Source organism: Allobosea sp. P1_A7, assembly GCF_056406775.1.
Window position 1 is genome coordinate 1 of the sequence record NZ_JBFTZN010000159.1, and the last position, 15062, is coordinate 15062.

At 61.8% G+C, this 15062-nt stretch carries 10 protein-coding genes and 1 pseudogene; 5 read left to right on the top strand and 6 right to left on the bottom strand.

Features of this window, described 5'->3' with window-relative positions:
• The first annotated feature begins 52 nt into the window (after positions 1-52).
• The 5 genes and pseudogenes from AC1D34_RS24010 (at position 53) to AC1D34_RS24030 (ending at position 4727) form a co-directional block, all read left to right on the top strand.
• Entirely contained in the window at positions 53-1606 is a 1554-nt protein-coding gene (locus AC1D34_RS24010) for a sensor histidine kinase (protein ID WP_476825530.1), read from the top strand.
• Positions 1603-2097: a response regulator transcription factor gene (locus tag AC1D34_RS24015; protein WP_476825531.1), complete on the top strand. Its 495-nt coding sequence runs from the start codon at positions 1603-1605 to the stop codon at positions 2095-2097. The genes AC1D34_RS24010 and AC1D34_RS24015 overlap by 4 nt, the downstream gene beginning before the upstream one ends.
• A gap of 82 nt (positions 2098-2179) precedes the next feature.
• Positions 2180-3577 (top strand): annotated as a pseudogene (istA, locus tag AC1D34_RS24020) (IS21 family transposase); the annotation flags it as partial.
• A gap of 20 nt (positions 3578-3597) precedes the next feature.
• Positions 3598-4440 (top strand): IS21-like element helper ATPase IstB, encoded by an 843-nt coding sequence (istB, locus tag AC1D34_RS24025; RefSeq protein ID WP_476825539.1) that lies wholly within the window; start codon positions 3598-3600, stop codon positions 4438-4440.
• A 137-nt stretch (positions 4441-4577) separates the two neighbouring features.
• A complete protein-coding gene (locus tag AC1D34_RS24030) occupies positions 4578-4727 on the top strand; it encodes a hypothetical protein (protein ID WP_476825532.1) in 150 nt (49 codons plus the stop codon).
• 977 nt (positions 4728-5704) lie between these two features.
• Here AC1D34_RS24030 and AC1D34_RS24035 read toward each other — a convergent pair.
• From AC1D34_RS24035 to dpdJ, 6 genes are all read right to left on the bottom strand, one after another.
• Positions 5705-6259 carry an HD domain-containing protein gene (locus AC1D34_RS24035; RefSeq protein ID WP_476825533.1) on the bottom strand — a complete coding sequence of 185 codons (555 nt, stop codon included), beginning with the start codon at positions 6257-6259 and terminating at the stop codon, positions 5705-5707.
• A 399-nt stretch (positions 6260-6658) separates the two neighbouring features.
• On the bottom strand, positions 6659-8341 hold the full coding sequence (locus AC1D34_RS24040) for a DEAD/DEAH box helicase (protein ID WP_476825534.1): 1683 nt from the start codon (positions 8339-8341) through the stop codon (positions 6659-6661).
• Positions 8338-8499, bottom strand: coding sequence for a hypothetical protein (locus tag AC1D34_RS24045; protein ID WP_476825535.1), 162 nt, complete (start codon positions 8497-8499; stop codon positions 8338-8340). The genes AC1D34_RS24040 and AC1D34_RS24045 overlap by 4 nt, the downstream gene beginning before the upstream one ends.
• A gap of 538 nt (positions 8500-9037) precedes the next feature.
• On the bottom strand, positions 9038-11293 hold the full coding sequence (gene dpdD, locus AC1D34_RS24050) for a protein DpdD (RefSeq protein ID WP_476825536.1): 2256 nt from the start codon (positions 11291-11293) through the stop codon (positions 9038-9040).
• Position 11294: 1 nt separating this feature from the next.
• Positions 11295-11834: a phospholipase D-like domain-containing protein DpdK gene (dpdK, locus tag AC1D34_RS24055; protein WP_476825537.1), complete on the bottom strand. Its 540-nt coding sequence runs from the start codon at positions 11832-11834 to the stop codon at positions 11295-11297.
• Positions 11831-15019: a protein DpdJ gene (dpdJ, locus tag AC1D34_RS24060; RefSeq protein WP_476825538.1), complete on the bottom strand. Its 3189-nt coding sequence runs from the start codon at positions 15017-15019 to the stop codon at positions 11831-11833. The genes dpdK and dpdJ overlap by 4 nt, the downstream gene beginning before the upstream one ends.
• Positions 15020-15062: the final 43 nt, after the last annotated feature.

Below are 15062 nucleotides of genomic sequence, written 5' to 3' on the forward strand. Positions count from 1 at the left end.
GGTGACTGCGAACGGCTTGCGCGATAGGTTGGCCTAAACTAGGCGCACCCTCGTGAAGCAACGGTTCCTCGCGTTTCTCGGATTATGGATACCGCTGGCGCTCATCGCCCTTGCCCTGGCGGCTGCTACCGAATTCGTTCGGGTGCGGGACGGATTGGAGCGGGATGGCGGCACTCTGCACCGCGTTCTGTCGCAGCGCGTCGATCAGCATGACGCTCATCTGACCAGTCTCGCAGCAGTCCTCGCAAGCTCGGATGCATCATCCGCAACCTTCCAGGCTGTGGTCGAGGCGATGCAGCGCTTCTATCCCCGCATCGCTGCTGTCGCCCTGATCGATTTCCCCAAGTCATCCGAAATGGATGTCGGCAGCCCACCATCTGCTCTCCGGGATTTCGACATGGCGGCGCTTGCGGGAAAGCTCCGCGAACTCGGGCCAGGGCAGGCTGGGACGGTCGCCAGCCGAGGGGGGACGCCGTTCTACGCGCTGGTCAAGCGCCTTCCCGACACTGCGTCCGAAGTCCGCGCGCTCATCCTGATGATCGACGGCAAGCTCCTGGTCGAACCGGAGGGCGGCCTGCCGCACGAGATCGCTCCCGTGCTTCGGGATGCTGCCGGAGCGATCCTCGTTCAGACCGGGGTAACCCTTCCCGGACAGGGAGTGATCCCCCGTCTCACCTATGAAAGGGCGCTGGGCAGTCGGTCACAGCCGCTCGTGCTGCACCTCGCCGGGCAGCCGGTTCTGGCGGATCTCCTCCCGCCGCGCACCGCATTCGTCGTACTGACCGCGACGGGGCTCGCGGTCTTCCTGTTGCTGGTGATCCGGCGCGAGAGACGGCGAACGGCGGGCGCAAGGGAGGCCATGCGCCTGCACCAGCATGAGGCCCGGCTGGCCCATGCGATGCGGGTCAATACAGTCGGTGAAATGGCGTCCGGCATTGCCCATGAGATAACCCAACCCCTGACGGCGATCCTCAGCCAGAGCCAGGCGGGCCTTCGCCTGGCTCGGTCGGGAGGGAAAACCCCCGACGAACTCGTGAGCGTGCTTGAAGCCAATGTCCGTCACGCGCGGAGGGCGGGCGAGATATTGGAGCGGCTGAGGGCCTATGTCTCACGACGTGATCCGGTCCGGCAGCCTGCCGATCTCAACCAGATTACCCGCAATGTGGTCGAACTGGTCGAACGCGACCTGCAGGAGCGCGCGATCACGTTGCGGCTGGAGCTGAGCCCCATTCCGCCATGGGCGGTGGTGGATCGCGTTTCCATCGAACAGGTCGTGCATAATCTGGTTCGAAACGCTGCCGAGGCGCTCGACGCGATGCCGGAGGAGCGGCGCGTGATCACGATCACGGTCCGGGAGGTCGCGGGGGAGGCGGTGATTTCGGTCGCGGATCAGGGGAGCGGCATCGCGGATGCCGATATGGCGCGCCTCTTCGAGCCGTTCTTCACGACCAAGAGCGGCGGAATGGGCCTTGGCCTGCCATTATGCGAGCGCTTGGTCGAAAGCGCGGCCGGACGCATGGAAGTCCGGAACGGAGCGGCGAGTGGGGCCGTCTTCGCGATCCGTATCCCCGCCTTGATCGCGGAGCGGAAGGTTGCTGCGGAATGAAGCCGGCTGCACGCACGGTCTATCTGGTCGATGACGACAGCGATGTCAGGGAAGCGTTGACCCTGCTGTTGAAGACCATGGGATTCGCCGCGAAGCCGTTTTCGAGCGCGCAGGCTTTCCTTGATCGCCCGGATCCGCGGCAGGATGGCTGCGTGGTCGTCGATATCCGCATGCCGGGGGTCTCGGGTCTGCAGCTGCTCGAACGGATGGCCACCGAGGCAGTGCGTATGCCGACGGTTGTGATCACCGGCCATGGCGATGTCACCGCCTGCCGGCGCGCATTCAAGGCCGGGGCCGTCGATTTTCTGACCAAGCCGGTCGATGAGCAGGTTCTGCTCGAGGCGATCGAGGCCGGTTTCGCGCAGCGCGACGACCTGAGCCGGGATCAGGCAGAGCGGACCGAGCGGGCCGCACTGCGCGCTCGCCTGTGCAGGGCGGTGACAAAACCATCCAATGAAGCGCCCTCGCTTGTGGTGGCGCGGGCGGCGTAAAAGCCAACCAGTTGGATAGGCTGATCCCTTTTGGGGTTGGCGGGGATGTTCGCGGTGGAGGTCTACGCGGCGGTTCGTGATTTTCGCGAAGATGTGCCGGTTCTCGCTGCCGCCGGGGTACACGCGCACGAAGCCGGCGGAGAAGCCGAAGCTTGGTCCGCTGTTGCCTGTGATCGATGCGATCCTGGACGCGGACCGGAGTGCGCCGGTGAAGCAGCGTCATACGGCCAAGCGGATCTTCGAGCGCCTGYGCGACGAGCATGGCTTTGCCGGCGGCTACACGGTGGTGAAGGACTACGTGCGGATCGGCCGGGCCCGTGGGCGCGAGACCTTCGTGCCGTTGGCGCATCCACCGGGTCACGCCCAGGTGGATTTTGGCGAAGCGATCGGGGTGATCGGCGGGGTTCGCCAGAAGATCCATTTCTTCTGCATGGACCTGCCGCAGTCGGACGCCTGCTTCGTGAAGGCCTATCCGCGGGAGACGACGGAAGCGTTCCTGGACGGGCATGTCTCGGCCTTCGGCTTCTTCGACGGGGTGCCGCTGTCGATYCTGTACGACAACACGCGCATCGCGGTGGCGAAGATCTGCGGCGACGGCCGGCGCGAGCGCACGCGTGCCTTCACCGAGTTGGTGAGCCATTACCTGTTCCGGGATCGCTTCGGCCGCCCGGGCAAGGGCAACGACAAGGGTAAGGTCGAGGGCCTGGTGAAGTTCGCCCGCTCGAACTTCATGACACCGATCCCGGTGGCAGCCAGCTTCGAGGCGTTGAACGCCGGCCTGGCGGAACGCTGCCGTGCCCGGCAGGGCGAGCGGGCCGGRCGSCATGCCGGGACGATCGGGAACCGGCTCATCGCCGATCTGGCGGCGTTGCGTCCCTTGCCGGCCGTGCCGCTGGAACCGTGCGAGAAGCGCAGCGCGCGGGTCTCGTCGACCTCACTCGTTCGCTACCGTTCCAACGACTACTCCGTGCCGACCCGCTACGGCTTCCAGGACGTCGTGGWGAAGGGCTTCGTCGACGCGGTCGTGATCCTGTGCGGCGGAGCCGAGATTGCCCGTCACCCGCGCTGCTATGGCGAAGGCGCCTTCGTCTCCAACCCGTTGCATTATCTCGCGCTGATCGAGACCAAGCCCAATGCGCTCGACCAGGCGGCGGCGTTGCAGGGATGGGATCTGCCCGAGGTCTTCCAGCACCTGCGCCATCTGCTGGAAGCTCGCATGGGCAATCGCGGCAAGCGCGAGTTCATCCAGGTCCTGCGGCTGCTGGAGGCGATGTCGCTYGAGGTCGTGACCTTCGCGGTGACCGAGGCGATCCGGCTCGGCGCCATCGGCTTCGACGCGGTCAAGCTGATCGCGCTGGCTCAGATCGAGCGCAGGCCGGCCCGTCTCGATCTGTCTGCCTATCCTCACCTGCCCAGGACGATGGTCAGGACGACCTCGGCCGCCGACTATGCCGTGCTCCTGCCGGAGGAAGCGGCATGACCGGCAACACCAGCCACGCGATGCCGACGGGAACGACCAGCGGCACGCCGCAAGTCCTGCTGGCCCATCACCTCAAGCAGCTGAAGCTACCGACAGTGCTGCGCGAGTACGACAAGGTCGCCCGTGAATGCGCGCGTGATGGCGTCGATCATGCCCGCTATCTGCTGCGCCTGATCGAGCTCGAACTGATCGACCGCGAACGCCGCACGGTCGAGCGCCGGATCCGGGCGGCGCGGTTCCCRGCCGTGAAGAGCTTCGACACTTTCGACTTCACCGCCATCCCCGGCCTCAACAAAATGCTCGTCCTGGAACTGGCACGCTGTGGCTATCTCCTGCGCCGCGAGAACATCATCGCGCTCGGCAATAGCGGCACCGGCAAGACCCATGTCGCGCTGGCACTTGGCCTGGCGGCTTGCCAGAAGGGCTWCTCCGTCAGCTTCACRACCGCGGCTTCTCTGGTCAATCAACTCCTGGAAGCCCGCGACGAGAAGCGCCTGCTCAAGCTGCAGCGCGAGTTGCAGGCGGTGAAGCTGCTCATCGTCGACGAACTTGGCTACGTGCCGCTCTCGCCGACCGGCGCCGAGCTCTTGTTCGAGACCTTCTCGCAGCGCTACGAGCGCGGCTCGACCATCGTCACCTCGAACCTGCCCTTCGAGGACTGGACCTCGGTTCTGGGATCGGAGCGTCTCACCGGCGCGCTGCTCGACCGGCTCACCCACCACGTCAGCATCCTGGCCATGAACGGCGACAGCTATCGGCTGAAACAATCCGCCGGCCGCCGGCGCGCCAACGCCGCGGCGGAGCAAAACCAGGCCACGGCCGAACACGTCGATCCCGACACCGGCGAGATCATGGAGAGCTGATCAGAAACGAAAGCGACGATAAGCCAAGGGCCCCGATCGGGGCCCTTGGCTTATCGTCTCACATCGCCAGCGCTGGCCTGGTTTTGCTCCGCCCAAGTGGCCTGGAATCCGGCCGCCGTTGACAAGCGGAGGAGCCCATGAGCAAGACGACCGCTCTCATCGCCGCGCTGTTACTTGCAGGAGTTGCGGGGAAGGGCTCGGCGCAGCAGTCGCAAACGTTCCGCGACAACTCCGGGCGTATCACCGGAAGATCGGCGAGCGACAGCCAAGGCTCGACCACATTCTAAGGCGCGGATGGCCGCGTCACTGGCCGCGCTACCACCCACAGCCAAGGCACGACGACCTTCCGCGATTCCAGCGGGCGCGTGACCGGCAGCACGGGTCCGCGGCGCTGATCGGGACGCGCTTGGCTCGTCGCCCGCAAGTGGACGCTGGTCGTTGTCTAAGCGCTCTGGCGGGATCGGACCGAGCGCGCTTTGGTAGTCGCCGATCTTGACCGGCCTGGAGGCTGGCTGCTTCGGAGGCTTGCCGGTGCCCACTCCCTTGTTGCGCTCATCAAGATAGGCGGCGAGCGCTGCATTTGCCATTCCGGTGACGGGATGTCGTTGCCGAAGTGGCCCGGGATCGGGCCGAGCGCGCTCGCTCATCGAACCGCGCCGGGTTCCGGCTGCTTCTTCTTGTCCTCGCCCTTCTGCCTCTGCAACAGGCCGGCATCGACCGAAACCGACGACTATCGACGTCGACGGAAACTGTGAAGCGCTGGTCGTTGTCAAAATGCTCTGGCGGAATCGGGCCGAGCGCTCTCCACGGCGGTCTTCGATGGGAAGGCATCCTGGGGGCAGAGCCGGGATCTTGGTAAACAGTTCGTTGAACTCTGACCGAAAGAAACTATGGGCTGAATCAGAGCACTCGAGACACCCGTCTGGATCAGAGCAAGGCGGCGAGTTCGCCGGAAGCGGCGGAAGCGGCACCTCAGGCGGAGTACGACCAGTTGTACCCGCGCAATCAGGCACTGGTGGATCAGTGCCGGGCAAAAGCCCCGAGCCCTTCTCTCGCCGAGATCCTAGCCCACCTGAAAGAAATGGGCGGCCTGTAGTCGCCGTTACTAGCCGGGCGGCACGTCAGTGCCGGATTTGAGCGGGGCTGCGCAACGGCGCTGACCTTTCGCGAGTTAAGCGGCGAGGGCGCGCAGGAGGTCCACGATCCGAGCCGGTGTAGAGGGCGTCCAGAAGGAGCCGCACCTCGTCCCAATCGACCGCCTCGCTCATTCTGCGAAAGCTGCCACTGCGCGCGATAGCCGGTCTGACAATCGTCCGGGCAAGGCCTGCAAGAACACTTCGGCCAAGGCATTGTAGTACCACCGTGTGCCTGCAGCTCCCCCAGTGAACCTTTGCCAAAGCTGATCGCCAAGAACGCGATAGTCGAAGAGAATGGCTTCGGCGTTGTGGGTCTTGTCAGCGAGCGATACGAGCAAGGATTGCGTCGGCTTGCCTGGCAAGGTTGCAAGATAGGCTTCCTTGCGGGGGCGCCAGTCTGGCTTGGGCTCTATCCACGCGTCGGTGCAATCATAGACTATCTGCGCGACGGCATCGCCGAAACGCCTTCTGATTTCGTCGAGCGTTTTGGCCCCGCCCTGATCTTCGGCGGCGTCGTGAAGAAGCGCGCCGATTGCCTGATCCTCGGTCCCTCCGTGCTCAACGACGAGCGCCGAGACGGTCAGTAGGTGGGAGATATAGGGAATTTTGGTCCCTTTGCGCGTTTGGGTACGATGTAAATCATGCGCGTATTGGAATGCCTCGTCGTAGCGTGTGGTCAGCATAAGCAGTTGTTCCTCCATATTAGTCCGTTGGGCCCGGCCATTTTGCCGCCTTCATCGCATCGGGGCAGCGCTTCAAAAGCCTCGGAGCGCGCAGGGCAGCGCCGAAAATGTATTTCGCTCGTCTGAGCCGACGTGCAACTCTTACTTCAAACTGCCCATTCCGCGGGCAACGCGTCCGCCTGCTGTAAGACGTTTCGGACGGCAGCTTTTTTGAAGGTACGGCGGATAACCGTATTTCCGCAGAAGACGGTTGACCTGAACCCCAATGCGCGCCCGCGTCGAGCACTTGTGCATCAGTCGACGGAAACTTTGGACTTGACCACGGTGACGGATTGCTACGCGCGTGTTGCTTCCTCCGAGCGAATATCCCTACGAGAAGCTCGCCATCAGGGGCTGGTTCTATGTCGTGGGATCGATAGACAAGGAGGGCTTCGTACTCCCCCTTACCTCTCGAACATGTTTGCAGTTGCCGCTCCAGCGAAAGCCTTGGCAGGTACATTCAAGATGCCCGGCCCGTCCAAAGGTTACGCGGTACACCAGGCTGGGGTCACGAGAACTCTTGAATTCATGGACGCCGGTCTCAAGGAGAGGTTTGTCGGAGGCTTGTGGAAGGTTAGCCTTTGCAAGCGCCTCCAGGCGAGCGAGGACTTCGCCAGTCGCCTGCAGCGCCTTGTTCTCCTGCAGCAGCGCCGGACCAAGTGAGCGCAGCTTTGCGTAGAGTTCGTCCAGAACTGACGTGTTCGGCACCTCGTCCGCTTCCACCGCGTTTATCATCCGAAGCTTGGCTTCAAGGAGATCGGCGATAAACACATCGAGGGTGCCGTCCGCGAGCATATATTCAACGGTGACCCGCTCAGTTTGACCCATGCGATATGCGCGATCTTCCGCTTGAAGGTGGTTCGCCGGAACCCAATCGAGATCCTGGAAGATCACATGGGTTGCGGCCGTCAGCGTGAGGCCGACACCACCGGCAATGATATTGCAGATCGCAACGCGCACCTCGGGGTCATTTTGGAACCGATCGACGGCCTGCATTCGCTGTTCGGCGCTATCTGAGCCGGAGATCGTGACGCACTCCCCGCTGAAAACCGCTTTGTGCTTGTTCAGGCCGTCGGTGAAGGCTGTGAACAGGACCACTTTGCGGTCGGTCGAGATCACGTCTCGTATTCGCTCTTCCACGGCTCGGTGTTTGGCCTTGTGGAGTGCCACCCGGAGCTTGGTGAGTTGAGCGAGGAAATTCTTGTCGTTGGGCTGTGAAGCGTCCGATGCCACAAACCACTGGGCGAAGGATCGCTGCGCCTTCAGGGCGGCCGCACTCTCGACCGCCAGCGGAACCCAGCTGCGGATTTTTGGCGGCAAGTCGAGAACCTCCTCCTTCTTTCGACGGAGCATCATCTCCTTCATAAGCAGGTTCAGTTCCCCAAGGTTTGATGCTCCGGTCGTGACCCAGCCATAATCGTTTTGGTAGGCATCGCAGTATCGCTTGGCGAAGGCGATAAAACTCCGTGCTGCAGGATGACCAACGCAACGAAGGAGATTGAACAGGTCCCGCGGCCGGTTGGTTAGAGGGGTGCCGGTGAGCAGATAAACCTGTCGCGGCCCGATGACGKCCTCGCGGGCATTGTTGGAGACGCCAAGCAGCTTGAGGCAGTGTGACGTTCTCTGGCTATTGTTCTTGATAAAATGAGCCTCGTCGAGGATGACGCCGGCCCACTGAATTGCGTGCAACCGCTGGGCATGCTTGGCGAGTAGATCGTAGTTCACGATCAACCAGCGTGGATCACTCTGGGCTCCATCCGATACGCCCAGAACCTCGATCCTGGCATTGGGATCGACCATCTTGATTTCGCGCCGCCAATTGAGCTTGAGCGAGGCGGGACAGACCACGAGGATCATCCCGGTTGACGCTGCGATCTGCATACCCACGATAGCCTGGCGGGTCTTACCAAGCCCCATATCATCGCCGAGTATTGCGCGGCCCTTGGAGATCAGGAACGAAACACCGTCGGATTGATGAGGATAGAGAAGGCCTTTCGGCAATGCGTTGATGGCTGAGAGATGTGGGATTTGTTGGACTGTCATTGATCGATGCACCGCTTCCCGTAACGCATTATCTCGCAGATAAGGAAGTCGACTAGCCTCTCGACGAACTGGAACCGCGCGTCCTGGTCTTCGATTGCGAGGAGTTTCTTGGACGGCTCCGGGTCGTCGAGGAACATCAACCCGGACTGTTTGGTCATCGCATGGTTCCTTGGCGCAGGCCCTTTGGAGGCCCGAAAGCTCCTTGCCACACGAGAGATACAAATATCGCTGGCGGGCGACTTGCTAAGTTACACCAATCTGTTGTTGAGGGCCGCCAAGGCGGAGGCATGCGAGCGATTATTCGAGCGCRCGGAGCCCGGCAGTGGATCACAAGGGTCGCAGCTCTTAGGCGCGTGACCGAGGCTTCTGGCGAGGCCGGCATGTTCAATCAGATCGCGCTCGAAATCAACTCTTGAGCCGCCGTGAGCGTCGGCTCGGGGCTTTTCCAGCGGCCGGTTGCGGATGTAACGCGTCGTTCCCTTCCTCGCGCCCCGCAAAGTTGAATGCCGCCTTCCTTTCTGACTGGGGCTGATCCGCTAGGCGTAGCGGCAAGGACGATTGTCGTTCTACGCCAGCATCGAAGTGCCGCGCTAACTTTGCCGCGTCGGCCTTGTCGATCGGCGCACTGCCCAAACAGGTTTATAGCTTTCGCTCCTGACCGGCCAATTGTAGGCACCAAGGTCAAGACGCGAATGATCACCGAACCGTATCGATAACTGCGCGCAAGATGCTCGCAGTGCCCTTGCCCATCGCTATGATTGGCTCACGCTCGCCCATGGCGTGCTTGATGCAATAATAGGCCGAGTGGCTGCTGCTTCGCCACGCGAACACAAAATAGTTTGCATTCTTCGCAAGGCTGGCGAGCTTCGCGGTCGCAACTAGATCCGCATTGAGGGTAACAGTGACACCTGGAAACATAGTCTCAAGCGCGTTCTTAGCTCTCGCGCCTGCAGCTTCGGTGAGGGTGTATACGCCGATTGTCTTACCCCACAGGTCCGGCAGCGCCTCTGCGTCCGCCTCAGCTTCCMGTCGTCCAACTTGGCCGAGCGCGTCCAGATCAACTCCGTAATCGCGCGCGAGAATGCGGAACGCGTGCCGCTCATCGGYGCGCAGGCGATGCTCGAACGCATGCGTCTTTGTTAGAACGAGCAGGAAAAATTGCTGGCGAACACTGTGCGCCTCCCGAGAGGGGGCCGGCACAACCGCGAGCGTTTCGGCAACATCCAGCGACCAGGCAAGATGGGCGTAGGATCCCACCCGCTCTTGGACATCGCTTAGTGCGTCGACCAGCGATATATATTCGCTGTTCGTCATGCCTGAAGCCAACAATTGCCCGAGGAGTTGCAGCAGCAGTCCAAGGTCTACCTGCGAAAGCCCATCTTCCATTGCGATCAACATGAACAGCGTGTTGGCGATTGGCTTGGTTGCAGTTCCCGCGTCCATCTGATCGCCGAGAAAGGCGCCGTAGATCAACGGAACCGCGTGGCGGACGCTCTCCGCCGCAGCACCGCTCGCGTTGCCGACCGCGTCGGCAAAAGCCTTAGCCTCTCCCAAGCTATTCGAGATCACCCCGGCATCCCACGTGACTGCGGCATCACTTGCGAGAGGTACTGCATTACCGTGCCGCAGGCGCTCCGCCCATTCGACCCAGTCGCTCGGTGCGACGGGCAGCGCGCCGTTTTCATCTGGAACAACTGGACCGACGTTCGGAAAACGCTCGGCGAGCAATTCGTCGAACTTAGCGCGGATTGTAGGAGCAAGTTCGTCGAAAGAACTTGCTGCCTGCTCAACCTTCGCGACCAGCTTTTCGATCACGTCGCGGGTTCCAATAAGCGTCGCGCAAAATATCAGCCGGCTAAGGGATCTTTTGGATGCTGGGGGCGCCAGGTAAAGTTCAAACGCGCGATCGAAATTACCATCCTCAAAGGACTCGTCCGCGGCCTCGAGATCCGTGGGGACCAAAACTGCTGGCTCCGCGAGCATCGCAAGGCTCGCAAACGGCTCTTTCCCACGATCGGCGTCCGAGAGCAGTGCCGCCAGTTCGTTGAGGATCTGGACATTGGGCGTGGGCTGCCTTCGCTCGAACAGCAAGAATGCTTTGACCACGCGCGCCGTGCGAACCCCACGACGCGAAGCAAATAGTCGCGGATAGCGGTCAGCGATATGCTCGTTGAAGGCGGCGAGTAAATCATCTCCGCTGGCAGTGGCTTCGATTGGATCGAGAAAGGTTCGGTAAAGAGCTTCGATCAGATCGGCGATGATCTGGGGCGGAAGGAGGAGTTCGGAAAGGGTCTTGAGGAGCCAATGATCGTGCGCGATTTGCGGCCAGAGGGCCAGGCCCGCGCGAAGTCGAACATCAAGATAGCGTAGATTCTCGTCATTGAGCCTGCCGCTGTGCCTGAGTTCCTCAGCCAACGCCTTCGCGCTTGCCTCGTCGCGGATTAGCAATGCGCGATCGAATTCGGTCCGGATTGTTCCGACCGGCCGTCGCTCGATTTTAAGACGGGCCGGACGACGCGTAAGCAGAGTGGCAAGTGACCCGAGATCGGTCGAGATGCGGCGATTGGCGGCGGCGTCGCTACCTGCGAACCGGAAAACCGTTGTCCCAAAGGCGTCCCGCAGTGCCGCTGCCATCGGGTCCGTCATGGCGGGCGTCGTACGGTCGAAGCGTGATAACCACGTCCAACCGAACCAGGCGTTCAGCAGGTAGTAGAGTTCCTCGGTGCGCCCAGCCTCGCGTGCCGTGGCATACCAACCGCTAATGTTCGCATTGCGCACGAACGGCAGGATGATCGGCGCGCTGCTCGACTCGTCCTCAAGAAGCTTGAGCCAAGGTCGCAGGACTTCCGCGATCGCCGCCGGTTCGGTGCCTGCCGAAATGCTCGGCCAGTCGACCCCATTGGGCGGTACGAAGAACCGCTGAAGCCAGTGGGCGTGCGATGACTCCGCCATGTCAGCCTACGTGCGCTAAGTAGGATTCGAAGGCGATGCGCGCCTGAGCGATTGTCTGCCGAGTCGTGTCGTAAATTACGTGCTCATCATTGAGTTCTAGGCCCCTGAATGTGAGGTTCATCGAGCCCGTGAGCAGGCCTCGCGAGAACAAAAGCCCTTTGGTATGGAGGAGTTCGCGACGGACGATGGTGAGCCTGCCGGCGACACTCGCTTCCTGTGCTGCGATCTCGAGCGCGGCTAGCAGGGAGTCGTTGTGCGCATCAAAGCTGGTCGCGATCCCGAGCGGTGTGCCTCGGACCATCAAGTAGGTGAGGATCTCGATCAAACGGACTTCGCGCGCTTTCCAGTCTGGGTTCATTGCGGAGAACCCCGCAGCCCGATTGTCGAGCAGGACGACATTGCTGATCCAGGGGCTGACCAACCATGCGCGATCCCCGCCCGGGGCTAACAGTTCTGAAAGCAACATCTGCTGGAGAAGCTCTCGGATCAGGTTCTGGCTGGTGATGGCGCTCTTGAAGATGCGGCGGGTAGCAAAGCTCATTGCAGCGCCTCCGCGACGTCGATGTCTGCTTCCAGCCGATCACCCACCCGGCGGATCGCCTGCGTTCTGGCGAACACAGACAGATAATCGGTCTCGACCGGGTTTGTGGCTAGGAAATTCAGCGCGTCGGCAAGGCGATCGCTCTGGGCAAGCGTGCACACTAACGTGACCGCGCCCGATCGCGCTAACTGCTCGAGGCATTGCGCACGCCATTCGGGGTCGGCGAGATCGAGGTGGCCGAAACCCTCGGGGAGAAATGACCGCACAAGCAAAGTCTCGGGAGCCGGCAGTTCGCAGTAGGTGGAATAGAGGCCGAGACCGGCTTGGCGGATATGGGCGCCGCGAGGCCAGAGCAGCCCGCAAATCACGCTGAACCGCCATTGGTCAGGATTAATGCCCGGCGTATCGATACCGGCCGCTCCGAGGGCTTGATCGAGTTCGCTGCTGCGCGACAGGCGATATGCAATAACGCGCGCGTCGAGCTCGACGCCTAGTCGGGCCTCCTCACCGTCCCACAGTTGCAAGGCGTCACGTAGAAAGAGGTCGCTGTCGCCACTCGAGCCCGGCCGCAGCACACGATTGGCGAGTGAGACCATGAATGCGTGGGATGTGACATAGCCCTGCCCGGCCATGACGTGACGGAGGTTTGTGAACGCCTGATGGGCTTCTTCGGCGCCGGCAGCAATGCGCATTGCATGGAGCGCGCTCGGAAGCGGTTCGTTTGGGGGCTGTTCAACGGCTTCGGTCACAAAGCGCTTCAACTGGAAATCGCTAAGTGCGAAATCATTCTCGCGCAGCGCCGCCGTCATCAATGTAAAGAACCGCCGAGGATCCTCGGCATAGACGCGCTGGATCTCCTCGACATGGCCATTGCCGCCAGGCGAGAGCTCGCTGATCCAAAGCTCCCCAAGGGTCGTGCCGGCGAAGATGTCCTCCAACTCGCGTGGACCAGGGTTGATGTCGACGACCAAGTCATCCGTGTCGACTTCAGGGCAGAGGCTCTGAATCGCATACAACGCGGCCGCTGCGATCGTGGCAGCGAACCGCTCACGCAGCCAAATCTCCCAGTCGACAGTTGCTGGCTCGTAGAGAATCCGCGCGAGCGTCAGAAGGCTTGGGATTACCTGCGGATTGGCCAAGTGCGCGGCGAGGTCCTGACGGAGTCGGTCCTGGACATTGCCCTGGGCGCTAACGTCATCAACGATTTGAGACTGGAAGAGGATGTTCAGCGTCTGGACAAGGTCGAGATCGGCATCGCCGCGCTCGAGATTATGCGCTGCGGTTGCGAGGTCGACGACCTTGGCGATCGCCTCATTGGTCAAAGTCGCAAGTAGGAGCTGCGCGAGCCAATCGCGAGCGAAGACATTGTCGATCGCAGGGAGATGCGGGCCGTTACGCGCTTGATGGTAGAAATAGGCCGTCCGCATCGCTCTATGGAGCGGTCCCTCTTCCTCGCCGAGGCYCTCCCATAAATTCACTGGTAGCGCGAGGCGCATGCATAGGCCATCGACCGCGATCGAAAAGCCCAACGCCACGCGTTGCCCATCAGCCTCGTAGTAGAATTCTTTGATCGCCGACGTGCCATCCTGGAATAGGATGTTAGCGTCGCTGCCGAGGGCAAGCCGACGCGTTTCGATCGGGCTGTGGCCCTGATGAGTAAAGAAGTGCGTCGCCTCTACAAGAGTAGCCCATCCGCTTCCGGTGGGCGGTGCAACACTGTTTCCGGTCGTCCGCGCGACTATTTGGCTGCGCCACTTGACCCGAGCATTAGAGGTATCAACCACATTTGCAGGCGGCAGTTCTACCCTGAGCCGACGCGGCCGAAATACGGGAACCTCCGCTACGCCTGCCGCCGTGTTCACCGCCCAGTGCCCGATCTCCTCTCCGGCGACAAAGCCAGCGAGGGGGACCGCCTGTTCGCGCATCACATCAAGTGGCGGTGCGATCCAATGCCGCTCTCGCTCGTGCTTCAGGCCGAAGCGCCGCGACACTCGTCCCGGCGCATATTCGCGCATCGCTTGGCCAATGGGCATTATGACATCTTCTTTGTCCGTCGAACCCGGTGACGGCGGAAGGGTAATGAGAACCTCTGGCAAGTTGAGATTGCTGAACAGATTTTCCGGCACAAACTCCGGCAGCGGTGCGTTGCGAAGCCAATAGTCATCGCGTACATGGCCGCGCCAACGCCAATTAGTCTCGAGCCGTCGAACCGCCGTCGGGAGCACCTCGGTGAGGAGTGGTCGGGGTTGCTCCCAAAGAAGTGATTGAACGTCCTCCGCGCCCAGGCGCAGCGCCTGGCCGAGAAACTCGGCATAGCGATCTTGTTCGCCGGCGCTGGTCAGTATTCGTTGAAGGACCCGAGCAATCCGTGTCTGTCGGTCACGATCCTGTGGCCGCTCAGCAGGGGTCGCCAGATCCTGCCATATGCTGGCACGATCGGACGCTGCGTTGAGGCTCAAGTAGTCGAGAGTCGCATAGACTGACTGGATACGTTGAATGTATCGATTGCTTGTCGGAAGCGATCGCATCGGCAACTCAGGATCGAACAGTAGGTCGTAGCCTTGGTAGGCAATGCGATCGCGCCCATAGTCTGAGAGTATGGCGATGGTCCAAGGCCGCATGCGACGCGAGCGTCMTGCTCGGCCCTTGCGTTGCAGGAATTGGGCGACATCGCGCGGCGCCTTGTGCTGAATCACAGCGCCCACGCGAGGGTCATTGAAACCCACCTCAAGCGCGGCGGTCGCCACTATGATGTCGAGGTTGTTCCCAACTCCAGGGTCCATGGACATGACGCGTCCAACTGATTTTCGGTCCTGCGCCTGGAGGCTATGGCCAATTTCAGTAGCTGCCTCCCAGTCTTGCCCGTGCAGTTTCCGGGACTGGTTTGCGCTCGGGAATCTTAGGACCGCAAGGCCACCATTCGGTTTGCTTCGCAAGTCCGGCACACCGTTCCGCTGACGCCCCTCGGCATCGAGCATTGCGAAAAACATCCGGTTGGTGACGTCGATATCGTCGGTGAAGACGAACAGACGTTCGCCAAGCGCGCCGTCGCTCTTGCGCGACGCTGGGGCGTCGAGAATCCGTGACATCAGCATCGCGGTTTGGATCGTCGTCGAGAGTAGCGCCGTGCGCGAAACAGGATCTCCGCGGAGCGCAAGCAGATATTCGGCACCCTCGGCGATCATGTCGCCGCGAGCGGGAGCAATCTCGGCACAGGCGACCTCGGAC

Excerpts from the sequence above, each read along its gene's own strand:
- AC1D34_RS24015 (WP_476825531.1), top strand. The coding sequence starts at position 1,603 with ATGAAGCCGGCTGCACGCACGGTCTATCTGGTCGATGACGACAGCGAT.
- AC1D34_RS24030 (WP_476825532.1), top strand. The coding sequence starts at position 4,578 with ATGAGCAAGACGACCGCTCTCATCGCCGCGCTGTTACTTGCAGGAGTT.
- AC1D34_RS24035 (WP_476825533.1), bottom strand. The coding sequence starts at position 6,259 with ATGCTGACCACACGCTACGACGAGGCATTCCAATACGCGCATGATTTA.
- AC1D34_RS24045 (WP_476825535.1), bottom strand. The coding sequence starts at position 8,499 with ATGACCAAACAGTCCGGGTTGATGTTCCTCGACGACCCGGAGCCGTCC.
- dpdK (WP_476825537.1), bottom strand. The coding sequence starts at position 11,834 with ATGAGCTTTGCTACCCGCCGCATCTTCAAGAGCGCCATCACCAGCCAG.